Source organism: Sorangium sp. So ce124 (assembly GCF_051525235.1).
In the GTDB taxonomy this organism is placed as follows: Bacteria; Myxococcota_A; Polyangia; order Polyangiales; family Polyangiaceae; genus Sorangium; species Sorangium atrum.
Genome location: NZ_CP150312.1, coordinates 7924732 through 7950205, shown reverse-complemented (window position 1 = coordinate 7950205; position 25474 = coordinate 7924732). Strand labels below are relative to the sequence as shown.

The 25474-nt window shown below is 73.0% G+C and carries 18 protein-coding genes; 8 read left to right on the top strand and 10 right to left on the bottom strand.

Features of this window, described 5'->3' with window-relative positions; all coding sequences use genetic code 11:
* Nucleotides 1-13 precede the first annotated feature (13 nt).
* Nucleotides 14-2392, bottom strand: coding sequence for a Kelch repeat-containing protein (locus WMF19_RS29695; protein ID WP_437893440.1), 2379 nt, complete (start codon nucleotides 2390-2392; stop codon nucleotides 14-16).
* A 236-nt stretch (nucleotides 2393-2628) separates the two neighbouring features.
* On the opposite strand from WMF19_RS29695, the gene WMF19_RS29690 reads away from it, so the two are divergent.
* The gene (locus WMF19_RS29690; protein ID WP_437893439.1) at nucleotides 2629-3180 is read left to right on the top strand and encodes a hypothetical protein; all 552 of its coding nucleotides are present in this window, start codon (nucleotides 2629-2631) and stop codon (nucleotides 3178-3180) included.
* A gap of 257 nt (nucleotides 3181-3437) precedes the next feature.
* On the opposite strand, the gene WMF19_RS29685 is transcribed toward WMF19_RS29690, so the two are convergent.
* Nucleotides 3438-3791: a BON domain-containing protein gene (locus WMF19_RS29685; protein WP_437901693.1), complete on the bottom strand. Its 354-nt coding sequence runs from the start codon at nucleotides 3789-3791 to the stop codon at nucleotides 3438-3440.
* A gap of 147 nt (nucleotides 3792-3938) precedes the next feature.
* Between WMF19_RS29685 and WMF19_RS29680 the strand changes: the two genes are divergently transcribed.
* Nucleotides 3939-5159: a hypothetical protein gene (locus tag WMF19_RS29680; protein ID WP_437901783.1), complete on the top strand. Its 1221-nt coding sequence runs from the start codon at nucleotides 3939-3941 to the stop codon at nucleotides 5157-5159.
* Nucleotides 5160-5776: 617 nt separating this feature from the next.
* Here WMF19_RS29680 and WMF19_RS29675 read toward each other — a convergent pair.
* Entirely contained in the window at nucleotides 5777-6298 is a 522-nt protein-coding gene (locus WMF19_RS29675) for an ion channel (protein ID WP_437893438.1), read from the bottom strand.
* Between the two features lie 151 nt (nucleotides 6299-6449).
* Between WMF19_RS29675 and WMF19_RS29670 the strand changes: the two genes are divergently transcribed.
* A complete protein-coding gene (locus WMF19_RS29670) occupies nucleotides 6450-7769 on the top strand; it encodes a DUF5690 family protein (protein WP_437893437.1) in 1320 nt (439 codons plus the stop codon).
* Nucleotides 7770-7868: 99 nt separating this feature from the next.
* On the opposite strand, the gene WMF19_RS29665 is transcribed toward WMF19_RS29670, so the two are convergent.
* Nucleotides 7869-9353: a hypothetical protein gene (locus tag WMF19_RS29665; protein WP_437893435.1), complete on the bottom strand. Its 1485-nt coding sequence runs from the start codon at nucleotides 9351-9353 to the stop codon at nucleotides 7869-7871.
* A 329-nt stretch (nucleotides 9354-9682) separates the two neighbouring features.
* Nucleotides 9683-10195 (bottom strand): hotdog fold domain-containing protein, encoded by a 513-nt coding sequence (locus WMF19_RS29660; protein WP_272094140.1) that lies wholly within the window; start codon nucleotides 10193-10195, stop codon nucleotides 9683-9685.
* A gap of 446 nt (nucleotides 10196-10641) precedes the next feature.
* On the opposite strand from WMF19_RS29660, the gene WMF19_RS29655 reads away from it, so the two are divergent.
* Nucleotides 10642-11943 (top strand): RNA polymerase sigma factor, encoded by a 1302-nt coding sequence (locus WMF19_RS29655; RefSeq protein WP_437893434.1) that lies wholly within the window; start codon nucleotides 10642-10644, stop codon nucleotides 11941-11943.
* 40 nt (nucleotides 11944-11983) lie between these two features.
* On the opposite strand, the gene WMF19_RS29650 is transcribed toward WMF19_RS29655, so the two are convergent.
* From WMF19_RS29650 to WMF19_RS29640, 3 genes are read right to left on the bottom strand one after another with little or no spacing between them, the layout of a single operon-like run.
* Nucleotides 11984-14251, bottom strand: coding sequence for a hypothetical protein (locus WMF19_RS29650; protein ID WP_437893432.1), 2268 nt, complete (start codon nucleotides 14249-14251; stop codon nucleotides 11984-11986).
* Nucleotides 14248-15639 carry a hypothetical protein gene (locus WMF19_RS29645; RefSeq protein ID WP_437893430.1) on the bottom strand — a complete coding sequence of 464 codons (1392 nt, stop codon included), beginning with the start codon at nucleotides 15637-15639 and terminating at the stop codon, nucleotides 14248-14250. Before WMF19_RS29645 ends, WMF19_RS29650 begins: the two co-directional genes overlap by 4 nt.
* Nucleotides 15636-15950: a hypothetical protein gene (locus WMF19_RS29640; protein ID WP_437323232.1), complete on the bottom strand. Its 315-nt coding sequence runs from the start codon at nucleotides 15948-15950 to the stop codon at nucleotides 15636-15638. Before WMF19_RS29640 ends, WMF19_RS29645 begins: the two co-directional genes overlap by 4 nt.
* A gap of 520 nt (nucleotides 15951-16470) precedes the next feature.
* Here WMF19_RS29640 and WMF19_RS29635 point away from each other — a divergent pair.
* On the top strand, nucleotides 16471-19896 hold the full coding sequence (locus tag WMF19_RS29635; protein WP_437893428.1) for a protein kinase domain-containing protein: 3426 nt from the start codon (nucleotides 16471-16473) through the stop codon (nucleotides 19894-19896).
* Nucleotides 19897-20075: 179 nt separating this feature from the next.
* On the top strand, nucleotides 20076-20702 hold the full coding sequence (locus WMF19_RS29630) for a hypothetical protein (protein WP_437893427.1): 627 nt from the start codon (nucleotides 20076-20078) through the stop codon (nucleotides 20700-20702).
* A gap of 13 nt (nucleotides 20703-20715) precedes the next feature.
* Here WMF19_RS29630 and WMF19_RS29625 read toward each other — a convergent pair whose 3' ends face one another.
* Nucleotides 20716-21705: a helix-turn-helix transcriptional regulator gene (locus WMF19_RS29625; RefSeq protein WP_437893426.1), complete on the bottom strand. Its 990-nt coding sequence runs from the start codon at nucleotides 21703-21705 to the stop codon at nucleotides 20716-20718.
* Between the two features lie 114 nt (nucleotides 21706-21819).
* Between WMF19_RS29625 and WMF19_RS29620 the strand changes: the two genes are divergently transcribed.
* Both WMF19_RS29620 and WMF19_RS29615 read left to right on the top strand, forming a co-directional pair.
* Nucleotides 21820-22275 carry a GFA family protein gene (locus WMF19_RS29620; RefSeq protein ID WP_437893425.1) on the top strand — a complete coding sequence of 152 codons (456 nt, stop codon included), beginning with the start codon at nucleotides 21820-21822 and terminating at the stop codon, nucleotides 22273-22275.
* A 285-nt stretch (nucleotides 22276-22560) separates the two neighbouring features.
* Nucleotides 22561-23016, top strand: coding sequence for a GFA family protein (locus WMF19_RS29615; protein ID WP_437893424.1), 456 nt, complete (start codon nucleotides 22561-22563; stop codon nucleotides 23014-23016).
* A 66-nt stretch (nucleotides 23017-23082) separates the two neighbouring features.
* Here the strand turns inward: WMF19_RS29615 and WMF19_RS29610 are convergent, their stop codons facing one another.
* A complete protein-coding gene (locus WMF19_RS29610; protein ID WP_437893423.1) occupies nucleotides 23083-25395 on the bottom strand; it encodes a PAS domain S-box protein in 2313 nt (770 codons plus the stop codon).
* Nucleotides 25396-25474: the final 79 nt, after the last annotated feature.

Below are 25474 nucleotides of genomic sequence, written 5' to 3'. Positions count from 1 at the left end.
GTGGCGCGATAATTCAGGACGTGGAGGACGCGCTCCTGGAGCGGAATGGCGGGCGGCGTGGACTCGGAGGATGTCTTTTCCCGGTCAGGCTCCGCCGCCGCGACCAGCAGAGCAGGCCGAGGACGCCGAGCCATGCGGAGCTGGCCGTCGTGCCCGTAGACGTCGGGTCGCCGTTCGTGCTGCACCCGCTGCTGCTGCGGTCGGGGCTGTCAGCGTCGGCGCCGGAAGAGGCGCTGCCGGTGGTAGCAACACCGGTGTCGCCTGAGCTGCCAGCGCCGGAGGAAGAGCTCGCGGCGGTAGCGCTGGACGAGCCTCCGCCTCCGTTGCTGGCACTGGCGGACGAAGCGGAGGTGCTCGAAGCGGCGTCGCCGCCGGCGCCGCCGGCGCCCGAGGAGGAGGTGGCCGAGGCAGCGGCGTCGTCGCCGCCAACGCTCGATGATGAGGCGGCCGAGCCAGCGCCGCCGGCGCCGCCACTGCCCGAGGAGGAGGTGGCCGAGGCAGCGGCGTCGTCGCCGCCAACGCTCGATGATGAGGCGGCCGAGCCAGCGCCGCCGGCGCCGCCACTGCCCGAGGAGGAGGTGGCCGAGGCAGCGGCGTCGTCGCCGCCAGCGCCGGAGGAGGTGGAACCGCCGCCGCCGGAGCCGCCAGCGCCTGACGAGGACGAGCTCACCGAACCGTCGCCGCCAGCGCCGGAGGAGGTGGAACCGCCGCCGCCGCCGTGACACGACCCGACGTCGCCAGGCACGCCCACGCAGACGCCGGCCTGGCACGTATCGGCCTCGGTGCAGGTGTCTCCGTCGTCGCAGCGGGTGCCGGTCGTTGGCCCGCACGTGCCGTCTCGCGCGGCACCCGCGGCGACCGAGCAGGCCTCGCAGGTGCCGTCGCAGGCCGCGTCGCAGCAGACGCCGTCGACACAAGGGCGACCTCCGCACTCCGTGCTGCTCGCGCAGGAGGCGCCCTGCGTGCCCGGCGCCAAGAAGAGCTCCGTCGATGCCGTCGCCGTGAAGCTCTCGGGTCTGCCCCACTCCGGCGTCCAGTACCTGCCACCGGCGACGAGCACCCGGCCGTCCAGGAGGCGCGTCGACGAGTGCCAGCTCCTCTCCAGCCTCATCGGGGGGAGCCACGACCACGTGCTGGTTGCGGGGTCATAGACCTGCGCCATGTCGAAATCGATCCGCCCGTAATCCGAGCCGCACGCGCTCGTGCCGCACCAGAACCAGTCCGCGAGCGAGCCGCCCGTCTCGATCACGCGGCCATCCGACAGCAACGATGCCCTGTGTCCGCCGTTGCCTCCGCCGAGATGAAGTGGGCCTTCGAACCCCCCAGGCCCGGCCTCCATCGTCCAAGTGTCGGACACCGGATCGTAGATGTCCGCCGTGTTGACCTGCATGTCCCTCACCCGGCCGTTGGTGCCCACGAAGAGCACCTTGCCGTCGAGGAGGCGGGTGGCGGTGAGCGAGGTGCGACCGCTGTTGGCAGCAGCCGCTGCCGTCCAGGCATCTGCCGCGGGATCGTAGATCTCTGCGGCCAGCTGCCAGTCCCCGGACGTGTCGTATCCGCCGCCGGCGACGAGCACCCTGCCGTCCAGCAGCAGCGTCGCGCTCTCCACGGTCGCGAACTCTCCGGCGGTGATCGCCCCGAGCATGGGCGAGGTCAGCGTCCAGGCGTCGGCGTCGGGATCGTAGATCTCAGCGTTCCGGCTCTCCTCATCGATGCCGGCCGTCACGAAGACCCTGCCGTCCGGGAGCAGCACCACGAGCTGATCCATGACATCGCTCGTGCGCGCCGCGAGCATGGGTGCGGCCAGCGCCCAGGTGTCGGTCGCCGGGTCGTAGATCTCGGCGCTGCCGACACCGAGGTCACCTTCGACGCGCTCGTAGCGACTGTGCCCGCCGGCGACGAGGACGCGCCCGTCCTCGAGCAGGACCGCTCCAGGCCAGCAGCGCCCGCCCCGCATGGGCGCGGCGGGTGACCACGTGTTGGTCGCCGGGTCGTAGAGCTCCGCCGCCGTGGTGCAGGGGTCCTTGTCGCTGCGGGCGCCGCCGGCGACGAGGACGCGGCCATCGTGCAGCAGCGTGGCGGCGTGGTACGCCCGGGGAACGAGCATGCCAGAGGCGCTCGTCCAGCCCGGGGCGACGCGCGCGCCGCCGCCGGCGTCCTCCCCCGCGCGCGGCGCGAAGCCGTCCGCGGTGCGGGCGAAGCCGGTGCCGTCCTCGAGGACCAGCTGGTGCCGGTCAGGAGAGCGCCCTCGCAGCGCCGCCCCGGGCTCGCCTTCGCCCTGATCCGAGCAGCCGGCGGCGGCCCAGGTCCACGAGCTCAGCGCGATTGCCCCGATGGCGAGCCCTCCGATCCATCGGGATCCGCTGGACGCCGCAAAGAAAGAACCCCTCATGACGCTCCTTTGGCTGGGGTCGCACCAGGGCGCGCAGCACGGCGCTGCCCACGACGCGCCAGCCGCATCGTTGGTTGCGCTCGCACGGTCGTGCATTCACGCGTGCGTCATCGCCCGATGTGCCATCGATGGAGCAGCAGACGGCTCATCATGGCACATCCTCATCGTCTCACGCTCAAAAATCCGCGATTGGCGCAGGCACGCTAGGCTGGCGTATCCGTTGCTGAGGGGGCGGCATGAAGACCTTTATCCGGTGGCTCATTCCCGTCACGCTCCTTCCTGTGTTCGCTTGCTCCGACGCGGTCGAGCAGCCTTCCGGCGGCGGTTCGGGGGGCGGCACGCCCGACGAGACCCTGTCCTCCAGCGTATCGAGCGGCACCGGCGGCACGCCCGAGGAGACCACGTCGTCCAGCGCATCGACCGGTGGCGATACCCCCGTCGCGTGTGATTTCTCAGGAGGGGGCGCTCCGCCGGGAGCGCGCTGCGCAAATGAGGGCGAGCTTTGCGACTACGCCTGCTCCCCCTGCAGCGTCACCTGCACCGACGGCGTGTGGGTCGAGCACTGCACCGCATGTCCCTCGATAGAGCCTGAGAACGGAACGGACTGCAGTGCCTATTACAGCGTGGAGCCGTGCAGGTATAAGCGCGAGTGTGGCACGGTGAGCGCCACTTGCGACGGACCGACCGGGTTGTGGGCTATCAGCTGCGGTGACGAGGGAGACGGGAGCGGGGGCAACGAAGGCGGCGAGGGCGCCGGCGGCGAGGACACCGAAGGCGGCTGCGGCTAGAACAACGATCACGTTGTTCTAGCGAGAGATGAACCGCCAAGACGCCATAAGACGCCAAGGCGCCGAAAAATAAAACAAATATCTTGGCGTCTTATGGCGTCTTGGCGGTTCGAAAATCTGCGCAATTCGGGCGGTTTCAACCCGTTTGTCGCCCTGGGCGTGGCCGCGGCGGCTCCTGCCGCCACGTGTGCCACGCGCTCGGCCTGCGATCGACCTCTGCGCGGCGGTCCGCCCACCTCGGCCATTCGCGCCAGAGCTCAGGAGGCGTTCCGGCGCGACTCGTTGTTCTTCGTCTCCGGGGGTGACGTCGCGCCGATGGACGTCGCGGAGCTCGCCGTGGCGCCGGTCGTGCTCGTGGCGGCGCGCTCGCTCGACGACAGCCCCGCGCTCGTCCTCGCCTCGCTCTGCTGCTGCTCGCGGTAGAGCCGGATCTCGTTCCGCACGTCGCTCACGCCCGAGATCCGCTCGGCGAGCGCCTCCAGCTGGTGCTTGAAGCGACGCTCGCGGACGGTCCCGGAGAGGATGACCTCGCCGTTCTGCACCTTCACCTCGACGTCGCTCGCGTCGAGGTCCGGCTGATCGGAGATCTGATCGCAGATATCCTCACGGATCCGCTCGTCCGAGCGCTTGTACCCCTTGGGCGGGCGACCGCGCGAGCCGCTGAGCCCGCCGCCCTGTCGAGCGGTCTGGAGGAAGCTTCGGCCGCCTGAGGCCTGTCCGCCGAACCCCTGTCCGCCGTAGGGCTGAGGATAAACGCCTTGATCGCCGCCGGAGGACGACTCGTTGCCTTCGTACCCGCGTTGCTGTCCTGGCCGCTCGTTCCAGCCGCGCTCGTCGTCGGCCCACTGCCGGAGGCCGCCGCGGGCTCCGTATCCTTCGTGGTGGCCACCGCCCAGGCCTCCCTGGCGACCGAAGCCGCCCTGGCCGCCACCAGATCCACCCTGGCCACCGAATCCACCCTGGCCTCCGAAGCCGCCTTGACCGCCCTGGCCGCCGCCGAATCCACCCTGGCCGCCGAAGCTGCCCTGGCCAGCCTGGCCGCCGAATCCACCCTGGCCGCCGAAGCTGCCCTGACCGGCGCCTTGACCGCCCTGGCCGCCGCCGAAGCCGCCCTGTCCGCCGAAGCCGCCCTGTCCGCCGAAGTGGCCCTGTCCGCCGAAGTGGCCCTGTCCGCCGAAGTGGCCCTGTCCGCCCTCATCGGCATAGCCGCCCTGCCCACCGCTGAACCCGCCGTGGCTGGCGCCGAATCCCTGGCCGCCGTAGCCGCCGAGTCCACCCTGTCCACCGAAGCTGCCCTGGCTGCCACCGAAGCTGCCCTGGCTGCCGCCGAGTCCGCCCTGGCCGCCGCCGTGACCGCCTTGGCCGCCGCCGAAGCCGCCTTGGCCGCCGTAGCCGCCCTGGCCGCCGCCGAAGTGACCTTGGCCGCCGTAACCGCCCTGGCCGCCACCGAAGCCGCCCTGGCGGCCGCCGAAGCCGCCCTCGCCGCCGCCGTAGCCGCGCCTGGAGCCAAGATCGTCTCGACCTCCTCGCTGGAAGTCATCACGCTGGCCGCCCCACGCCTGGCGCTGGACGTCCTCGCGCTGGCCCCAGCCGCGATCCTGCCTGCCCTCCCATCCGCGCTCGCCGCCGTGGCCGCGCCAGCTCGGGTCGCCCTCGTAGCCGCGTCCGCCGGATTCTCGCTGATCGGATACGGCGCGGAAATCATCGTGACCTCCTCGGGAATGGCTTCGATCGTCTCGCTGGAGGACTTGCTCGTAATTGCCACGATGCCCGTAACTAGCATCCCCGGTCGCTCCGCGCTCGCTGCGATACGCCTCGTCTCCTCGCGGTCCCTGGTGTCGCCCGCCCCTGTCCTCGTCGTGACCTCGCCCGTCGTTATGTTCCTCGTCGATCCAACCATGGCGATTCGGCATGGCTTCTCCGCCTTTCTCGCAGCACGAGCGACACCGCAGCGAGCCCGTGTCGCGACGCTTTTGTGATCCAGTCGACGTCCAGTCGACGTCCGGTCGACGCTCCGTCGGCGCTCAGGCGCACGGCGGACAGCCGTCATCGGGCCGCCTTTTATGCGGGCCTGTCCGGCTCCGCGTGACCTGGAGATCCGAGGCCTCGATGCCCCGGCGCGGCCCGACGTCGCAAGAGGTATTCCAGAGCCGGCGGAGCGATGTTTCGCTGCTTTTTCAGGAAGATTACGGCCCCGCCGCGCGCGCGCCGAGGTGCAAAGCGCCCCACGTCAGAGCGACAAAGCGTCCCATCGAGACGTCATGCCACAGTGATGACGTGTGAGTTAGGGATTCCCCTGAGCATGCTTAGGGAACCGACGGACCGATCTCCGGCGCAATCGAGGTTGCGCTACAGGGCTCATGGGAAGGTCTGCGGGCAAAACATCCTGGGTCAGGTGCCCCGGACGTCGACAGCACGGTCGTGCTCGACGCGGAGCCATTCCACCCGGTTTGGCCGGCGCCTTGGCAGGCTCATCCGCGCCGCGGAGAGCCAGGGCATGGCGCTCCGAGCGGTCGAGGGGACGGCGCCGAGCGTGTGAATTCTCGGGCTGAGCCGGCGCGGTCCGCGCTGTGTCGCCGGCTCGGCCCGCGGCCGCTCACCGCGGCGCGCGCAGCGCCTCGAGGATCCCGTCCAGTCGCTCGATGATGGCCCGGCTCTCGGCCTCCGCTCCCTGCGGCGTGCTGAGCGCGGAGGCCGCGAGCGTCGGTCCGCACGTCATCACGAAGGACGCGATCGCCTTGCCCGCAGCGGTGCGCGCGAAGATGTCGGCGTAGCCGACGGACAGGCACGTCGAGATGAACAGAAGGGCGTCCATGAAGCTCGCGCACCGCGGGTTCTCGCCGTGCTCGGCGAGGTAGAAGAGGTACGAGCAGCCGAGGATCATCACCGCGAGCGAGTCGAGGGGATCGCGCGTCATCGCGCTCCGGAAGCGCTGCTTCAGCTGGTCGTACGAGAGCTCGCCCGCTCCCCCGGCGGCGAGGCCCATCGCGACCAGGGCGGCTGCGCCGCGCAGCCTTTCATCCCGCGCGAACGCCGGGGCCGCCCGCCCGGCCGAAGGGGCGGCGGCCACGACATCTTCCAGGATCTTCCTTGCGGCGAGCGATGACGGGTCTGCCAAGGCGTGCCCTCCCTGACCGCGCCGCAGGCCGCGGCGCGGGATCCATGTCTCGCACGGACGCAGGCCGAAGGGAACCGGCCGCGCTCCTCACTGAAAATCCATGCGCACGCTGCGCGGCCGCGACTACCCTCGCGCCTTCCTCGGAGCTCCCATGCCGGCCCAGCGAAGCGTGACGAAATGGCTCGAGCGAGCCCCCGCGCCGGTGTTCACGGCCTTCGCCGTGATCGCCGCGTTCGCGACCTACTTCTGCATGTACGCCTTCCGCAAGCCGTTCGCGGTCGGCTCCTACAAGGGGATGGTCGCGCTGCCGCTGCTCCCCGCGCTCGACCTGAAGAGCCTCTACATCATCGCCCAGGTGCTCGGGTACTGCGCCTCCAAGTTCCTTGGCATCAAGATCGTCTCCGAGATGCCGCCAGAGCGGCGCGCGTTCGCCATCCTCACGTGCATCGGGGTGAGCGAGGTCGCGCTCGTTCTTTTCGGGCTCGCGCCGGCCCCGTACGCCGCCGTCTTCCTGGTGCTGAACGGCCTGCCCCTCGGCATGGTCTGGGGGCTCGTCTTCGGCTTCCTCGAGGGGCGCCGCGTGAGCGATCTGCTCGGCGCCGGGCTCTGCGCCAGCTTCATCGTCGCGAGCGGCTTCGTAAAGACCGTTGGCAAAATCACGCTCGGCTGGGGGGTCCCGGAGGTCTGGATGCCGGCGGTGACGGGGGCCCTCTTCTTCCCGCCGCTGCTCCTCTCGGTGTGGATGCTCGCACAGATCCCTCCGCCGTCGGTGGACGATGAAGCGCTCCGGACCCGGCGCGCGCCGATGGACAGCGCCGCGCGGCGCGCGTTCGTCCTCGCGAACGCGGGCGGGCTCGCGACCCTCGTCCTCGGCTACGTCGTCCTCACCGCCTACCGCGATTTCCGGGACAACTTCGCCCGCGAGATCTGGGACGCCCTCGGCTACACCGACCAGCCGGCCATCCTGACGACGGCCGAGATCCCCGTGGCGGTCGGCGCGCTCCTCTCGGTCGCGGCGATGATCGGCATCCGCAACAACCGCACGGCGCTCGCCGCGATCCACGGCGTCATGGTCGCCGGGGCGGCGCTCGCGGGGCTGAGCACCGCGCTTTACCAGGCGGGCGTCATCGGCCCTGTCGCCTGGATGATCAGCGTCGGGCTCGGGCTCTACGTGGGGTACGTCCCGTACAACTGCGTCCTCTTCGACCGGCTCATCGCGGCCGTGGGCTCAGTGGCCACGGCGGGCTTCCTGATCACCGCGGCCGACGCCTTCGGCTACCTCGGGAGCGTGGCGCTCCTGCTCTACAAGAGCTTTGGCCAGGCGAAGCGCTCGTGGATCGAGTTCTTCCTCGGCTTCAGCTACGCGACCGCGCTCGTCTGCGGGGCCCTCTTCGCCGCCTCTGCGGTGTACTTCTGGCTGCGCACCCGCGGCCCGGCCGCCGCCGCGCGGCCCGCGGCGCTCGACGCGTGAGCGCGCCGCCCGCCGCCAGCCGTGCGGGCGAGCAACGGGGGGCGCGTGGTGCGGGCGAGCAACGGGGGGCGCGTGGCGCGGGCGTGCGGGGGGAAGGGCTCAGTTGACCGGCGGGATCTCGGTCTTGCAGCCGACCTGGAGCTGGACCTGTCCGCCCGCCTGGAAGCGGGTGCAGGTCGCCGGGCACATCACGATCTTCGTCGGCGTGCCGCCGGTCGTGGGGTCGATGTCGTAGTACCAGCCGCCGGCGGTCGCGTCGCAGCGCGCCTCGCTGGCCACGTAGAAGATGGTCGACGGGTCGGCGCCCTCCGGCGGCGTGTGCTGGACGTTGAGCGTCCCGTAATCGAGCGTCTGCCCGGCGGACGGCGCCGGGACCTGGTACTCGCACGCGAGGCTCGTCCCGCGGATCTCGCTGAGCGCGTCGAGGAACGCCTGCGTCACGTCGGAGCTCGTGTCGATGAAGTAGGCGGACGTCGTCCCGCCGCCCTCGGCGATGCGGTTCATCGTGTCCTGGGCGCCGTCGTCGTCCCTGCCGAAGACGCCGATGACGAAGGTCGAGATGCTCGGCGAGCCGCTCAGCCCCCCGGCCGCGATCTCCGCGATGCCGTCGGCGGACGTGGGATTGCACTCGGTGGGCATCCCGTCGGTGGCGAGCACGGTGACGACCCTGTGGGTCGGGTTCGCCTCGGCGTGGGCCCGGGCCTGGGCGATCGCGCCGGACAGGGCGCCGGCGGTGGGCGTGCCCCCGTCGGGGAATGTCCGGCCGATCGACCCGATGAGCTCGTCGGCCCAGGCGGCGTCGAGCGGCGCGATCGAGACGTCGGGCGTCGCGTAGTCCTCGGTGACGCACGAGTACGGGTGCGCGCAGGTGCTCCGGGACAGCTTGTTGCACGTGCCCGCGCGGCCAGGACAGCGCTCGCCGATCTCACCGCAGATGGTGTCGGGGCTCTGGGAGCACACGCCGAGGTCGACGCACGTGTCGCCGGCCGGGCAGTCCGCGTCGGCGACGCAGACCTGGATGCCCGTGCGGGCGCCGAACGAGCTGCTACAGCCCCGGAGCGCGCACGGCCCGCTGATGCCGCACTCCTCGTTGCTCCTGCAGCTCTGGGGCAGGCCGGCGTTGAGCAGAGGGAAGTACTGGAGCCCGACGCCGAGCCCCTCCGACTTGGGGTCGGTGAAGAAGGCCTCGAGCGCGTCGGTCACGGCGTCCCACTTGGTGCCGCCGGTCGCGAGCCGATCTCTCATCGACCCCGACGAGTCGAGCATGATGTAGAGGTCGAGCGGCACGAGCTCCGCCGTCTTCGTCTCCCCGGCGCACGAAGCCTCGCCGCCGGCGCCCTCGCCGGCGCCGCTGCTGGGCCCGGTGGTGATCTCTCCAGGCCCGTCGGTGCCATATCCGGTGCTCGTCGCTCCGCCTGATCCCGGGCCGCTCCCCGAGCCATTCCCCGAGCTCGCGTTGGCGCCGGCGCCCGCTCCGCCGGCGCCCGCTCCGCCGGAGACCGAGCCATCGGACCCCCCGCACGCCGCGAAGATCACGCTGATCCCCGTCGCGGCGAGCGCCACCCTCGTTGACCGGTTCCTCATGAGAAGAATCGAAACATCCTGGAAGCGCTTTGTCGAGCGTGTTGACTCGAACGCTCTGTCGGGACCCTGGCTCGATGTGGGACGGGGTGAGACGCTTCGAGGTCAGGCGATAGCTGAGCTCCCCGTGTGCTTGCGGGTACAGGATTGCTCCGAAGCACAGGATTGCTCCGGACCATAAGGTGCTTTGGAGCACAGGGCTGCTCCGGAGCGTAGGGCTCCGCCGGAGCGCAGGGGGCTTTGGCGTACAGGGGGGGCTCCGGCGCGTGGAGCCGTGCCGGAATGCACGGGGCGGGAGCACCCGGGGCTCCGGGGGCGGCGCGTCGCCGAGCTCAGGGATGCTTCTTCGGACCCACGAGGCTGCGGAGGACGGCGCGGGCGACCTCGGTCCCCGTCGCGTCGCGCAGGCTCACCGGGATATCGTACTCCCTGCGCTCGCTGGTCTCCGGGAGAGGGCACTCGCAGACGGCGCGGATCGTCCCGCGGGCCTTCTTCAGGTACTCGATCGAGAGGCCCGCGACGATGAACCGGGCATCGTCGGGCAGCGCGTAGGACAGCGCCGTGTTGCCGGTGAGCTCGGCGAGGTTGACGAGCGCGACGGCGTGCACCGAGCGGAGGTGGTTGCGCAGCCCCGGCCGGTCGCGCATCGACACCTCCGCGCGGCCGCGCTCGAGGACCTCGACCTCGGCGCGGATCGTCCCCGTGTACGGGGCCATCGCGCCGATGAGCCTGCTGAACAGGCGCTTGCCCCCTGGCAAGGGGCTCAGCTTGTCCCAGACGTCGCGGATGGTGTTGCGGCGCGAGGTCGCCGCGAGCGATGCGAGAGAGAAGTCGGTGAGCTTCATGCGCTGGAGCCGCGGGGCGGGGGCGGCAGCCTGCCTCGAATCGCGCGCGGGCGCACCCGGAATCCCCGGCCAGCCGGTGCATCCCGGCGCCGCCTCGAGCCGCAACCCGGGTGCGGAACGATCCATTCTCCGCATGAATTGTATTTCATTGTGTCATTCGAAATTCGGATGGCTCCGGAGCGCCCTGGCGCCCCGTTCTCGCGAGGATTTTGCGGCATTTCCGGCCTCCGGACGCCCTCGAGCAGCCGTCCGGCCCCCCGTCCGTCGCGCGTGGCCTGCCTCGGGCGGCAATCTCCCGTCCGTGCCGGGAACTGGACTTGTGTATGACAAGACCTCGACGCCCGGGCCAAGGCGGTCCACCCGAGAAAGAGCGCGCTTTCGAGCTTCTCTTTCGTGAGCAAACATCCGCGCTCGTAGGGCGCTGGCTGACGGGCCTGGGGGTCCCGTTGCGCGATCGCAAGGACCTCGCGCAGGAGGTCCTGTTCGCGGCGTTCCTCAGCTTCAACAAATACAACCCCGAGATCTCCCGGCCCGAGCGCTGGCTGAACAGGATCACGGTCCACACGGCCTCGCACTACCTGCAGAGGGCCCAGCACCGCTACGAAGAGCTCCTGCCCGACGAAGAGATCCCCCCCCTCGTCGACCCCGCCAAGACCTCGGAAGAGCTGCTGATCTCGGATCAGGAGCGGCTCGTCGTGCTGGAGCTCATGCAACAGCTCGACGCCGATGCGCACTGGATCCTGGTCGGGCACGATCTCCACAGCATCCCGATGGCGGATCTCGCGCAGCAGCGCGGCATTCCGCTGTCCACGGCGTACAAGTGGCGCGCGCGCGCCATCCGCCTGTTCCACGACATCGTCGTGAAGCGCCGGCGCGAGGACCGGAAGCGGGAGGGCTCGCGCCTCGTGCTGCCCCTGGATCTGGCGGCGCTCCTCGCCACCGCGCGGATCTCGCCGCGCGTGCCCGACGACGTGCGGGTCTCGATCCTCCGCGGCGTGCAGGAGTCGGTGGGGGCGCTCAAGGCGGGCAGCGCCGGGAAGGCCGCCGGGGGTGTCGGCCAGGCGCTGAGCGACGCCGCGACGTGGCTCAAGGGCCTCGCGAAGCTCGTCCAGCTGCCGACCCTGGGCGCCGCGCGCCTCGTCGCCGCGCCCGCCGCGGCCACGGCGGCGGCGGCCACGGGGGCGGCCTGGCTCGCGCTCCAGGCACCGGCGCCGCCTCCGCCGGAGGTGCAGCACGTCGCGCCCGCGCTCGTCGCCGCCATGCCGCCGCGCCGGCCCCCCGAGCCGGCGGCGCCGCTCGTCGAGCCGGCGGCGCCGCTCGTCGAGCCGCCGGCGGCCCCGGCGCCCGTCGAGGCGCCGCGGCGGAGCCCGCCGGCCCAGCGGCGAGCGCGCGTGCCGACGCCCGACCGGGGGGAGCGCGCGCCGGCGCCGGTCGCCGCCGAGACGATCGAGAAGCTCAAGATCGAGATCGACGGGCCTGGCAGCAATCACGACATCGCCCTGTTCGACGCGGTCACCGAGGCGCTGCAGGCGCGCGATCCGGGCCGGTCGATCGCGGCGCTCCAGCGCTACGAGCGCGAGATGCCGAACACCCTCTTCCCGTCGGAGCGCAAGGTGCTCTGGATCCGGGCGTTCGTGATCGCGGGGCGCTTCCCCGAGGCGCGCGCCCTGCTCGAGGAGGTGCGGCTCGATACCGCGATCCAGCGGCGGACGATCGAGGAGCTGGACACGATCCTGAACCGCCGGTGAGCGGGCGACCGGGCCGCCGCGGGCTCTGCGCCGCGGCGGCTCAGTCGCCGGCGTAGGTGCCGAAGCTCGCCCGGCCGCTCGTGGAGACCTGCGGGGCGGCCTGGCCGACCTGCACGACCGCGGACACGAACGCGGCGGGCTTGAGCCCCTCGTCGGGCCCGGCCTCGTTGGTGATGTACTCCAGCCCGAGCCCGGCCAGGAAGCCGAACGACGTTGTGTTGCCGCCCGAGCCGAGGATGGGGATCGTCGGCGCGACGCCGACGTAGCCGAGGAGGCCGACCCGCCCCTCGCCGAGCGTCTGCACGAAGCCGCCGAGCTGCGCCGCGATCGGGAAGGCCCGGCGCTCCACGGGGTCGTAGCGGTCGATCGCGAGCGCGACGCCGACGGCGCTGAGCACGCTCCGCGTGACGAGGGGCTTCTCCACCCACGGCGCGCGGGTGACCTGCAGCGTCGCCAGCATCGCCGGGACGGTGAGGTACGCGCGGAAGCAGGTTCCCGCGGCCTCGAGCGTCTGGAAGTTGTCCTCGCCGCACAGCGGGACCGAGTGGATCGCCACCGATCCCACGAGGCGCCGGGCGCGCTCCGGCTCGCCGGGCTCGTTCGAGCGCAGCGAGCTCGCGACGCGGCCCGCGTCGGAGACGAGCACCACCTTGCCCTGCGGGCTCAGCGGATCGCTGTAGACGGCCAGCCGGAGCCGCGCGTCCCCGTCGAAGTCCTCGGCGAGCGGCGGGAGCGGGAACTCCGCGCTGCTCGGCGTGACGATCCACGTGCCGTTCTGGAGGAGCTCGATCGGCGTGCCGCCCCGCATCTGATCGGTGCGCGTCAGCGAGACGTAGAGCGCGAGCGGCGCCACGAGCCGGTGCTTGGCCTGGCCCGTCAGCCGGATGCGGCAGTTGCCCAGCCGGAGCGGCGCCGGCGAGATGACGACAGCGCCGTGCGCGAGCGGCTGCGGCCCGGGGCGCGATGGATCCACGTCGGACGCCCGGCGAGGAGGCGGCAGCCCGGCCGGCGGCGCGGGGGCCTGAGGGGCCTGCTCCGCCGCGCCGGGCTGTGCCGTCGGGCCGGCCTGCGCCGCCGTCGGAGGCCGCCGGCCGGCGCCTGCGCCGCCCTGGACCTGTCCGGCCGCGCGGGGAGGGCTCCGGATGCCTGGCGGGGCAGGGGACGGCGCCCGCGGCCCGGGCGGGCGTGCGCTCCCGGGCGGCGGGATGCTCCCGGCGTCGGTGCGGGGCGCGATCGGCGTGGGGCCGCAGTCGACCTTCAGGTCGTCGGCGAGCGGATCGGGGAAGAGGAGCCGCGCGGGGTTCGACTCGACGAGGTTCTCGAGCGGCGGGATGGTGACCCGGTACGTCGCGTTGACGACGTTGCCCGCCGCGGGCGCGTGGAGGTTGAAGGCGGTGACCCGGAGCCAGCCGCCGCCAGGGAAGACGCGGAGGATCTTGCCATCGGGGCGCCCGCAGCCGCCCGAGGCGACCTCGAGGACCGGCACGGTGAACGTGCGCTGGAACGGCTGCACGCGGGCGTTGCCGCAGCTGTCGACGATGGCGAGGTAGTGGAAATCGGCCATCTCCGATTGCTTCGGCCACTGCATGCCCAGCGTGAGCTCGCCGGCGTCGGCCGGCGGCGGCTCGGGTCGGCCGTCGCGGCAGACGTCCACTCGCTCAGGCGACAGCGGTGACGGCGCGCCCGGCGCGGCGGGCGCGCCCACGGGTGACCGCGGGGCGTCGGCGACCGGGCGGTAGGCGCAGACGTGCCGGTACGAGCGGCGGCCGAGCAGCACCGGGTCGAAGTCGAGCAGGCGCTGGCCGTCCTCGGTGAGCCGCCCCCACACCGTGAGCGGCAGGGGCAGCGTCGGGGTCTGGAGCTTGATCGAGCGCAGCATCTGGTCGCCGATGGCGCTCTGCCCGGGATCCCCGGTCTGCGCCGCGCAGCCGCCGCCGCTGCACAGCCAGCGGCCGCCGCGGCGCGCGGCCTCGATCGGGACCGGATCGGTGTCGCGGACGCTCATCCAGACGCGGCGCGCGTCCGGGAAGATCTCCGGCCCGCCGGCCGACGACGCGGCGGCGCTGGCCGTGCCCGGCGGCGCGCGCACGACCTGCAGGCTGCCGCCGAAGTCGGCGGGGACGGCCATCGGCGCCGCGTCGGTCGAGCGCTTCAGGGTGGCCGGCGTGGCCGCCTCCGGCGTCGCCTCTTCTTCGGTCTCCCCTGTGTCCGCCTCGGGATCGTCCTGCGCCGGCGCGGTGGCGGGCGCGGCGAGCGCGATCGCGAGCGCCGCGGCCGACAGGGACATGGCGGATCTGCGTGCGCTCACGGCGAGCCTCCCCCTCCGGCGCCCGGCTCGGGCTCCGGCTCAGTCTCCGTTTCGGTGTCCGCTTCCGGCTCCGGCTTCCGCGTGACGGTGATGGGCTCGGAGGAGCACTCCGGGCTCGCGAGCAGGCGGGGCGTCACGCGGAGCGTCGTCGTCCCCGGCGCGACCGCGACGCCCTGGATGATCGTCGCCTCGCTGTCCTCGCCGCGCAGGGTCACGGACGCCTCGCCGAGCGCGATCACCTGGTCGTCGCCGACGGTCAGGTCGACGGGGACGGCGATGCGCACGCGCTCGGCGTTGTAGGCGCTCACCTCGAAGAGATCGCCGGGCGTCCCCGCGGCGACGACGCTCCGGAGGGCGCGCACGCGGAGCAGGCGCGGCTCGGGGTCGACCGTGAGCGAGGGGATCGGGTCGAGCGCCTTCTGCCCCGAGCTCACGGCGATCTTCACCTCGCCGCCGAGGTCGCTGAAGCACAGGATGAAGGGCGGGCTCTCCCCGGTCGCGCCGAGCAGCACGCGCAGGCGTGAGGTCCGCTCGCGGCAATCGGGGGTGAGCGAGAGGGCGGCCTCGCTGTGCAGCGACTCGATGATCACGGGCGCGTGCTCCACGACGCCCGGCGCGTTCAGGGGAGGCGACGCGCGGACGCGCGCCTCGCGCGCCCGGATCGCGCCCGGCCGCCAGGTGGCGCCGAGATCGTCCGGCAGGGGGCCGATCGTGCAGCTGAGGGGGACGTAGGTCGCGAGCACCCGGTCGCTGTCGCCGAGGCCCCCCGCGATGAGCGCGAAGTTGGTGGCGTCCTCCGGCAAGCCAGCGGGGAGGACCGTGATCGGGAGCTCCTCGGTGCGGTCGGCCCACGAGACGACGAGCCGCGCCTCGCCGGACCAGTCGCCCTCCGAGGCGGCGGTGAAGCGGGCGTAGCCCTGGGTTCCGGCGGTGCAGCGGAACGCGCCGTCCTTCGTGCCGCACGAGGCCCCAACTTCCTGGTCGTCGCCCGCGGGATGCAGCGCGAGCGCCTCGCTCGGGACCGCGCGGACCTCGACGTAGCCGCCGTACGCCGGCTCGTTCGCCTCGGTGAGCTTGAGCGAGACCGCGGTCGACCAGGGGCTCTGGCGGGGCAGCACCGGCTTGCCCGCCTCGTCGAGCGTGTCGGCGGCGAACAGCGGCCCGGCGACGTCGGCGCGGAGCTCGACCTGCCCGCTCCCGGCGAGGGGGTAGCCGCGCTCGATGCAGGCCGAGGCGAGCGAGGCGAGGAGGAGCGCGCCGGCGGCCGCCGCGAGGAGCGGCGCGCTCGGTAGGCGTGGGCGGCGTGGGTCGTGCGGGCGGCGCGGGCGAGCTTTCGCGTGGAGCGCGCGTGGGCAGGAGCGGGGCACGGCCGGCCGGGGCGCGCTCACTTCTGGTAGATCTCGGTGTACTCGGTCCCGAGCGGGTGGCGGTGCCAGGCGTACGCGCTCTGCGGGAACCCGCTCTCGTCGGTGTAGTCGCAAGGGCCCAGCTCCCACTCGGTGTGCCAGACGCTCGCGCCCGTCGCGGGGTCGACGGACATCCCGTGAGCGGTCACGTCGCTCTCCGGCTCGGCCGGGTCGTGCACGACCTGCGTGGCCTCGTCGAGGTAGCGCTCGAGGACCGCGATGGGGATGCGCGCCACGCGCTTGCCGGGCATCGGGATGAGGAACACGTCGCTCTTGTCAACGGTGCTGGTCATGGAGCTCTCTCCGGGCGAGCAGCGGGGGGCGGCGTCCCGGGCCGCGGAGCGCAGGCTCCGTGGCCGCGGGTCGCGCCGGAGCGCGGGCTCTCACCGGTGCTCGGCGCCGTCCCTCCAACGCGGCGCCGAGCATACCCGCTTCCCGCAACGCGAGGGAGCGCTTCGCGCGGCGCGGGCACGCGGGGCCGAGGTGTTCCAGCGCTCTCGGCGCTGGAGCCGCCGCGAGGGGGCCCGCCGCTCTCGACGATCGTTTCGAGAAGGGACCTGCGGCGCATGGGTGGACATCGCGTGTCCGGTGGCGCCGACCACCGGCGCGATCGCGTTGATCGATGTCATGGACATGCCCTCTCCCTCGCGCGGATCCGCCCCGCGGACGCGTCGCGCGGGAGCGCTGCGCGGGAGCATCGCGCCGGGAGATCGACGCGGAACGGAAGCCGCCGGCGGCGGGGCGCCGGCGCCCCCTGTGGTAAGCTGCCGCCGCCGTGGCCCCTCCCGAGCTCGTCCCGGTCGCGGCCGCCTCATGCTCTCTCCGGATTGCCCGCTCGTCCTTGGTGGCCGCTACCGTCTCCTGAGCGAGATCGGCCGCGGCGGCGCGGGCGTCGTGTACATGGCCGACGACCTCGACGGAGGCGGTCGTGTCGCGGTGAAGGTCCTGCTCCGGACGCACGCGGCCGGCACGGCGGCGGCCTCCCGGTTCGAGCGCGAGATCCGGGCCATGCGGCTCCTCGACGCGCCCGGGTTCGTGCGCATGCTCGACGCCGGCTCCGCCCGCGAGCTCGACGATGCCCCCTTCCTGGTGATGGAGCTGCTCCGGGGCCACGACCTGGAGCAGCTCGTCACCACCCAGGGCAGGCGCTCGCCCGGCGAGGTGCAGCGCTGGCTCGGCGAGGTCGCCGAGACCCTCGAGCTCGCTCACGCGCGGGGCCTCTCCCACCGCGATCTCAAGCCCGCGAACCTCTTCCTCGCGATCGGCGACGACGGGCGGGAGCGCGTGAAGATCCTCGACCTCGGCCTGGTCAAGGCGGTCGACCCGGGCGCGCTCGGCGCGTCGGGCGGCATCACCGCGACGGGCACGGCGATCGGCACGCCCATCTACATGGCCCCCGAGCAGGCGCGCGGGCGCTCGGACCAGATCGGCCCCGCGGCGGACGTGTGGGCGATCGGCCTCATCGCCATCCGCCTCCTGACCGGCGACATCTACTGGACCGCGAACAGCATGGCCGAGCTGATGGCGGCGCTCCTCGTGATGCGGCTCTACCCGCCGTCGACGCGCTGGCGGTGGCTCCCGCCCGCGTTCGACGCGTGGTTCCTGCGGTCGTGCGACCGCGACCCGGCCGGGCGCTTCCCTTCGGTCCGCCAACAGAGCCTCGCGCTGCGCGCCGCGCTCGAGGGCTCCTCGGCGGCCGCCGAGCCGCCCGGCGCCGGCGGGCCGGCGTCGCGCGGGGGCGGCGTGCCCGCGGACATGCTCAGCACCGACACCATCGAGCTCGCGGGCACGGTCGAGGCCCCGCCCCAGGCGCTCGCCGGCGGCGCGCACCGCGACTCGGACCGCTTCCTGCCGCCTCGCCTCGACGGCACCTCGCCGCCCGGCCTCCACGGCGCTCCGCCGCCCGGCCCCCACGGCACGTCGCCCCACGGCCTCTCCGGCGCTCCGCCGCGCGGCACCACGCCGCCGTCCGGCTCCTACAGCACGCCGCCGCTCGGTCTGTTCGGCTCGCCGGAGGCCGAGCGGCCGCGCGACAACCTGCCGGTCCAGCGCACGCCGTTCGTGGGCCGCGCCCGCGAGCGCGCCGAGATCGCCGCGCTCCTGCTCGACCCGAGGGCCGGGCTGCTCACGCTCACCGGCGTCGGCGGCACCGGCAAGACCCGCCTCGCGCTCCAGGTCGCCGAGGAGCTCGTCCCCGCGTTCCCCGGCGGCGTCTGCTTCGTGCCCCTCGCGTCGCTGTGCGAGGCGGCGCTTGTGCCCTCGGCGATCGCGCAGGCGCTCTGCCTCGGCGAGGGCGGCGCGCGGCCGGACCTCGAGCGCGTTGTCCAGTTCCTCCGCGACCGCCGCCTGCTGCTCCTGCTCGACAACCTCGAGCACCTGACGGCCGCGGCGCCGGCGATCGCGCACCTCGCCGCGAGCTGCCCGCACCTCTCGCTCCTCGTGACGAGCCGCGCCGCGCTGAACCTCTCGGGCGAGCGGCGCTACGTCGTGCCGCCGCTGGAGGTGCCGGAGCCGCGCGACGTCACGGTCGACGCCGCGCTGGCGAGCTCGGCGGTGAGCCTGTTCTGCCGCCGGGCCGCCGCGATCAAGCCCGGCTTCCAGCTCGGCCCCGACAACGCCGCGGAGATCGTGGAGATCTGCGCGCGCCTCGACGGCCTGCCGCTCGCGATCGAGCTCGCCGCGTCGCGCCTCCGGGTCCTCACCCCCGCGGCGCTCCTCTCGCGCTTCGGCGACCGCGGGGCCGCCGGGCGCGCCTCCGCGCCCGCGGGCTCGTTCCGCCTGCTCACGGGCGGCGCGCGCGATCTGCCCGAGCGCCAGCAGACCATGCGCGCCGCCATCGACTGGAGCTACGGCCTCCTCGATCCGGAGGAGCAGCTGGCCTTCCGCACGCTCGCCGTGTTCGCGGGCGGCTTCTCGCTCGCCATGGCGGACCAGATGTGCGCCTTCCGCGATCCGGCGCTCGACGCGCTCGGGATCCTCGAGTCGCTGATCGACAAGAGCCTCGTGCTCCAGGTCGCGGGCGAGGAGCCGCGGTTCCAGATGCTCACGATCCTCCGCGAGTACGGCCTCGATCGGCTCGCGGAGGAGGGCGCCGCCGCGGCGTGCAACCGGCGCTTCGTCGAGCTGTCGCTGGAGCTGGCCGACAGGGCGGCCGAGGCGCTCGGCGGGACCGAGCAGGCCGCGTGGCTCGCGGCGCTCGATCTCGAGCACGACAACCTCCGCCTCGCCCTGGAGCTCGCGCTCGCGGGCGCCGACGCGGGCGCCGCGGTGCGCCTCGCCGCCGCGCTCTCGCGGTTCTGGTACATCCACGGGCACTACCAGGAGGGCCGCGCGTGGCTCGGCCGGGCGCTCGCGGGCGCCGCGGGCGTCGCGCCCGAGCACGTGGCCTCGGCGCTCCGGGGCGCGGGGCGGCTCGCGCTCCTCCAGTGCGACTACCGCGAGGCGCGCGCGCTGCTCGAGCGGGGCGCGACGCTCTACCGCGAGCTCGGGGACGAGGGCGGGCTCGCCTCGGTGATCCAGATCCTCGGGAGCGTCGCCCGGGAGCAGGGCGACTACGAGCGCGCGTTCGCGCTGCACGGCGAGAGCCTCGCGCTGGCCACGCGCCGCGGCGACACGCTCGAGGCGGCGCGCGCGCTCGGCTACTCGGGCTTCGCGGCGTGGCTCTCGGGCGACACCGCGCGCGCAGAGGGCGCGTGCCGCCTCGCCCTGCCGGAGCTCCGCCGCGCGGGCGATCGCGAGGGGACCGCGACGGCGCTGCTCTACCTCGGCTGCGCGGCGCTCTACCGCGGGGATCTCGGCGAGGCGGTCCGCCTCTGCGAGGAGAGCGAGGGCCTGTCGCGGCAGGTCAAATTCAAGGAGGGGATCGCCTGGACGAGCAACATCCTGGGCCTCATCGCCATCGAGCGCGGCGATCTCGCCCTCGCGGAGCGGCGCCTGCGGGCGAGCCTGCGGCTGCACCGGGAGCTCGGCGATCTCTGGCGCTCCGCGAGCGTCCTGGAGGCGCTGGCGCGCGCGGCGGTGCGGGCGGGGAAGGCGGAGCGCGGCGCGCGCCTGCTCGGCGGCGCCGCGGCGCTCCGCGAGGACATCGGCACGCCGGTGCCGCCCATCGAGCGGCCGGCGCTCACCGAGTGCGCCGCGGCCGCGCGGGCGGCGCTGGGGGGAGCGGTCCACGAGGCCTGCCTCCTCGAGGGCCGGGGCGCCGGGCTCGACGCGACGATCGCGGCGGCGCTCTCGGAGTGAGCCCGTTCGCGTCGCGTGAGGGAACAGGTCTTCAACGCGGGTGAACGGGGCGGTTCGAGCAGGATTTCGCGCCCTGGAAACAGTGCGGTTCGCTTCCGTCGTCGAGCGCGCCGTGCTCGATGGTGGACATGAAGAGCGCACGATGGTTGTTCGCAGGGTTGATCGGGATGATGTTGGCCTTGCCCGCATGCTCCGATGACACGCAGGAAGGCTCGGGCGGCGGCACGGGAGAGGGCGGCGGCGGCACGGGAGAGGGCGGCGGCGGCACGGGAGAGGGCGGCGGCGGCACGGGAGAGGGCGGCGGCGGGACAGGCGGATTCACGGTCACCGGGCCGATCTCCGGCGAGACGGCTCCAGAGGACGCCGTGGTGGCCGTCGTCTGGGTGGTGAGCTCGTCCAGCCCCGACTACGGCTTCCGCTTCGGCGAAGGGACCGCCTCCGGCGCGACGTTCACCGTCGGCTTGGGGTCGGCGCCGCCGCGCGAGGCGATCAACAGCAACGGTGTCGGCATGGGCTTCGTCATGCTCCTCGCGCCGGGCACCCAGGTGCCCGAGGGCGAGATCGACTCCGATGTGCTCGATACAGCGCTCCTCGGGGCGAGCTCGCGACACGTCATCGTCTGGCACGAGACCTCCGGCCAGGGATTCGGCTGGTCCAAGAGCTTCCCGGCCGGGTTCGGCTGCGGCAAGTGCGTCGCGGCGCCGCCAGGCGAGGGGTTCGACTCCTACGAGCCGGTCGACTGCTCTGAAGTGGAAGTCCAGGTCACATCGGACCCGGATTCGCTCGAGTTCTGCAACTGGACCTGACGTCGCGACCCGCTCACGGCGCGCCTGAGCCCTCTCCGGCCGCCCCGCTCCGCCCCGCGGCCCGGCCGAGGCGCTCGGCCAGGCGGCGGAGCTGGTCGATGAGCTCCTCGGGCTCGTGCACCTCGAACTCGAACCCCATGAACCCGAGGTGGAACGCGAGCGCGTCGAGGCTCCCGCCGCCGGTGTGGACGACGCAGCGGTCCGGCGCCAGGTCCTCGATGCGCCCCGCCACGCCCGAGAGCCGCTCCGAGACGGCCTGCGCGGGCGCGTGCACGGTCACGCGCGCGCGGATCGGGTAGGCGTCCGTGGAGACCGACTTCGACACGTAGGCGGCCACGTCCTCCTCGGGCAGGGGGCGCGGCTTGAAGCGGCCCGCGGTCTTCGGCCTGCCCTGGATGCGATCGACGCGGAACGTCCGCCATGCGCCCCGATCGAGATCGTACGCGAGCAGATACCAGCGGCGGCTCGTGTGCACGAGCCGGTAAGGCTCGACGGCGCGCGTGCTCGCGGCGCCGCTGTGGCTGCTGTAGTCGAAGCGCAGGATCTCGGCGTCGCGGCACGCGTTCGCCATGACGGCGAGCGCGTCCGCGTCGATGGTGGGGCCGCCGTCGCCCAGCCGCACGCTCACGGCGCCCAGCGCGGTCACCTTGCGCCGGAGCCGCTTGGGGAGCACCTGCTCCAGCTTCCCGAGCGCGCGGACCGACGCCTCCTCCAGCCCCCGCACGGTCCCGGTCGCCGCCGCGCGCAGCCCCACCGCGACGGCGACGGCCTCGTCGTCCTCGAGCGGCAGCGGCGGCAGCTCCTTCCCGGCGCCGAGCTGGTATCCGCCGCCGATGCCGGTGGCCGCGTGGACCGGGTACCCGAGGCTCCGGAGCCTGTCCACGTCGCGCCGGACGCTGCGCTCGGTGATCGCGAGCTCGCGGGCCAGCTCGCCGCCCGTCCAGAAGCGCCGGGATTGCAGCAGCGACAGGAGCTTCAGCAGCCGCGCGGAGGTCTGGACCATGTGCCGCCTCTCTCCTTGCGGACCGAATCTGTCCGCAACCCAGTCTAGCTTCCTCTCATCCCGCGGGCGAGGCGCCCGAAGGCGCCCCGCCCCCAATCCCTGGAGCTACCGCCCATGAGCAACGCCGCTTCCGAGCACACGACGACGACCCCCGGCCTCCGGACCTACAAGGGCAGCTGCGTCTGCCGCGCCGTCCGCTTCGAGGCCGACTTCGACCCGAGCGCCGGGACGACGCAGTGCAACTGCACGATCTGCACGAAGACGAGGTGGTGGGGCATCGTCGTGAAGCCGAGCGCCTTCCGCCTGATCGCCGGCGAGGAGGTCCTCGGCGACTACTCGCGGTACGAGGCCGGACATGCCCGGTTCTGCAAGTCCTGCGGCGTCCGCGTCTTCGGGCACGGGAACATCCCGGAGCTCGGCGGCGAGTTCTGCTCCGTGAACCTGAACTGCCTCGACGACGCGGACCTCACCGGCGTCCCGGTTGTGTACCTCGACGGGCTCCACGATACGTGGGCGCCGATCGGCTCCACGACGTACGTCGATCCGTTCTCCGCCGCAAAGGTGGCTTGAGCCGGAGCGCGCCGCGGCTCGGCCTCGCCGCTGCGATGACGACGGCGCTCTCGGCGTGAGCGGCGCTCAGCGCCCGCGGGCGGTCCGGCGCCAGCGCCTCGATGCGCCCCGATCGAGATCGTACGCGAGCAGGTACCAGCGGTGGCAGCCGCGCGGAGGTCTGGACCCTGTGCCGCCTCTCTCCTTGCGGACCGAATCTGTCCGCAACCCAGTCTAGCTTCCTCTCATCCCACGGGCGAGGCGCCCGAAGGCGCCCCGCCCGCCCAATCCCTGGAGCTACCGCCCATGAGCAACGCCGCTTCCGAGCACACAACGACGACCGCCGGCCTCCGGACCTACAAGGGCAGCTGCGCCTGCCGCGCCGTCCGCTTCGAGGCCGACTTCGACCCGAGCGCCGGGACGGGGCAGTGCAATTGCACGATCTGCGCGAAGACGAGGTGGTGGGGCATCATCGTGAAGCCGAGCGCCTTCCGTCTGCTCGCCGGCGAGGAGGTCCTCGGCGACCACTCGCGATCGGAGGCCGGCCATGCCCGGTTCTGCAAGACCTGCGGCATCCGCGTGTTCGGGCACGGGCACCTCCCGATGCTCGGCGGCGATTACTGCACCGTGAACCTGAACTGCCTCGACGACGCGGACCTCACCGGCGTTCCGGTTGTGTACGTCGACGGGCTCCACGACACGTGGGCGCCGATCGGCTCCACGACGTACGTCGATCCGTTCGCCGCCGCGAAGGTGGCTTGAGGCGGCGCGCGCCGCGGCTCGGCCTCGCCGCTGCGATGGCGACGGCGCTCTCGGCCTGAGCGGCGCTCAGCGCCCGCCGGCGTCGTCGGGGAGCCCGTCGAGCAGCGGAACGAGCACCCTGGCGTCGATCGGCTTGACGAGGTGCAGCCGGAAGCCCGCTGCGTCGCTGCTGCGCTTGTCGCTGTCCTGGCCGTAACCGCTGAGGGCGATCAGGATCGGCGGGGCGTCCTGGAGGCGCGTGTGGAGCTCGCGCCCGAGCGTGTAGCCGTCCATCACGGGCAAGCCGATGTCGAGGATGGCGATCTGGGGCCGGAAAGCGTCCACGAGCGACAGCGCGCGTGACGCGTCGTGAGCGATGCGCACCTCGTGCCCGCTCTTGCTCAGCATCTCCGCGATCAGCTCGGCGCCGTCTCGGTTGTCGTCCACGACGAGGACGCGCCGGCGCCGCGCCTGCGGCGGCCTCGATTGCGGCGGGCGAGCCTCGGGCGCCGCCGAGGGTGGGGCGGCCGCCGCCGCCGGAAGACGCACCGTGAACTCGCTGCCTCGACCGACGCCGGCGCTCTTCGCGCTCACGGCGCCCCCGTGCATCATCGTCAGCGTTCGCACGAGGGACAGCCCGAGGCCGAGCCCGCCCAGGGCCCGATCCGAGCCACGTTCGCCTTGCACGAACATCTCGAACACGTGGGGCAGCAGGCTCGAATCGATGCCCTCGCCGTCGTCCCGGACGCGCAGCACGACGTCGCCGCCCTCGCGGCGGGCGGTCACCTCGATGTGGCCTCCGGGCGGGGTGTAGCGCGCGGCGTTCGTGAGGAGGTTGTTGACCACCTGGGTGAGGCGCACCTCGTCGCCCTCGATCGCGAGGCCCTCGGCGGGCACCGACAAGGTGAGCTGGTGCCTTCGCTGCGAGAGGAGCGGCTCGGTCGCCTCGACAGCCTGCTCCACGACCCTCGCCAGCTCGAGCCACTTCTTCGACAGCGTGACCTTGCCGCGCGCCACCCGCGCGACGTCGAGCAGGTCGTCGACGAGCCGTATCAGGTGCTGCGCCTGGCGCGCGATCACCTCGCGTTCGCGGGGCGTCGCGACGTTGCCGCGCAGCTCCATCAGCTGGACCGCCGTGAGGATGGGGGCGAGCGGATTGCGGAGCTCGTGCGACAGGAGCGCCAGGAACTCGTCCTTCTGGCGCGCCACCTCGTGGAGCCGAGCCTCTGTCTCCTTGAGCCGCGTCACGTCGACGAGCGCGCCGATGGCGCCGCGCGGCTCGCCGCTCGGCTCGCGCAGCGTCACCGCCCCGCCGTACAGGTGGATCGCGCGCCCGCCCGGGAACTCGAGCACGATCTCGTGCGGCCTCACCTCGTCGCCGCGCGCCGCCCGCTGGAGCGGAAGCTCCCCCGGGGGCACGTCCACGCCGTCGACAAGCACCTTGAACCCGCGGTCGTCTCCCGCGCCGAGGGCCGTCCGTGCCAGGTTCTGCCCTGGATCGCTCCCGAGGAGCGCGTGCAAGGCGCGGTTGCCGTGCAGCTCCTGGCAGGCAGGGTCGCGGGCGACGAGCACCGCGGCCGGGACGGCATCCATCAGCACCGCGAGCTCGTCTGCCCGCGCTCGCGCGAGCGCCTCGCTCTCTCGCAGCGCGGCCTCGGCGGCCAGCCGCTCGGTCGCGTCGGTCGACACGGTGACGAGGCACGGCTCGCCGCCGACGTCGATCGGCGCGCTGGACAGCACGAGGGTGAGCACGCGCCCGTCCTTGCGGACGCAGGCGACCTCGACCTCCGCGCCGGCGCGCAGGAGCGCCACGGTCGACGCCCGCTGCGGCGCCGTCCAGATGCCGAGGAGCACGGGGTTCTTGCCGAGGACCTCGTCGCGCGAGAAGCCGGTCATCCTGAGGAAAGCGTCGTTGACGCTCAGGAGCATCCCGTCCGACACGCGCGTGATGACCGTCGGCTGGGGATTGAGGCTGAAGACCGCCTCGAACCTTCGCTCGGACGCGCGGAGCGCTTGCTCCGCCTCCTTTCGATCGTGCATGTCGAACACGGCGGCCACCCACCGCATGACCTTGCCGTCGTCGCCCCGGATTGGCACCACCCGGCCGAGGTGGAAGCGATAGACACCCGCCCGGGTGCGGAGCCGGTACTCCATCTCGCAGGTGCTGGAGGTGGAGAGGGCCGCGGCGAAGCACCGCTGCACGTGCTCCCGATCGTCGGGGTGCACGGCGGCGAGCGCGCCCTTGTCCCGGAGCGACTCCTCGAGGCTGAGGCCGGTGAGCTCCGTCCATCGATCGTTGACCCAATCCAGGCGGCCCTCGGCGTCGCACGTCCAGATGATCTGAGGCAGCGCGTTGGCGAGCTTCCTGTAGTCCCCCTGATCGCCGTCGTCAGAGCTCATATCCCCTCGACGCGTGATACCGGCCTTTCACGCCCAGATCACATCCGACCAGGACAATCTCGTTCGTCTCGGGCGGCTT

Bases quoted from the DNA above. Each gene is read 5' to 3' on its own strand.
- WMF19_RS29695 (WP_437893440.1), bottom strand. From the start codon at position 2,392: ATGAGGGGTTCTTTCTTTGCGGCGTCCAGCGGATCCCGATGGATCGGA.
- WMF19_RS29690 (WP_437893439.1), top strand. From the start codon at position 2,629: ATGAAGACCTTTATCCGGTGGCTCATTCCCGTCACGCTCCTTCCTGTG.
- WMF19_RS29670 (WP_437893437.1), top strand. From the start codon at position 6,450: ATGCCGGCCCAGCGAAGCGTGACGAAATGGCTCGAGCGAGCCCCCGCG.
- WMF19_RS29665 (WP_437893435.1), bottom strand. From the start codon at position 9,353: ATGAGGAACCGGTCAACGAGGGTGGCGCTCGCCGCGACGGGGATCAGC.
- WMF19_RS29660 (WP_272094140.1), bottom strand. From the start codon at position 10,195: ATGAAGCTCACCGACTTCTCTCTCGCATCGCTCGCGGCGACCTCGCGC.
- WMF19_RS29640 (WP_437323232.1), bottom strand. From the start codon at position 15,950: ATGACCAGCACCGTTGACAAGAGCGACGTGTTCCTCATCCCGATGCCC.
- WMF19_RS29635 (WP_437893428.1), top strand. From the start codon at position 16,471: ATGCTCTCTCCGGATTGCCCGCTCGTCCTTGGTGGCCGCTACCGTCTC.
- WMF19_RS29625 (WP_437893426.1), bottom strand. From the start codon at position 21,705: ATGGTCCAGACCTCCGCGCGGCTGCTGAAGCTCCTGTCGCTGCTGCAA.
- WMF19_RS29620 (WP_437893425.1), top strand. From the start codon at position 21,820: ATGAGCAACGCCGCTTCCGAGCACACGACGACGACCCCCGGCCTCCGG.
- WMF19_RS29615 (WP_437893424.1), top strand. From the start codon at position 22,561: ATGAGCAACGCCGCTTCCGAGCACACAACGACGACCGCCGGCCTCCGG.
- WMF19_RS29610 (WP_437893423.1), bottom strand. From the start codon at position 25,395: ATGAGCTCTGACGACGGCGATCAGGGGGACTACAGGAAGCTCGCCAAC.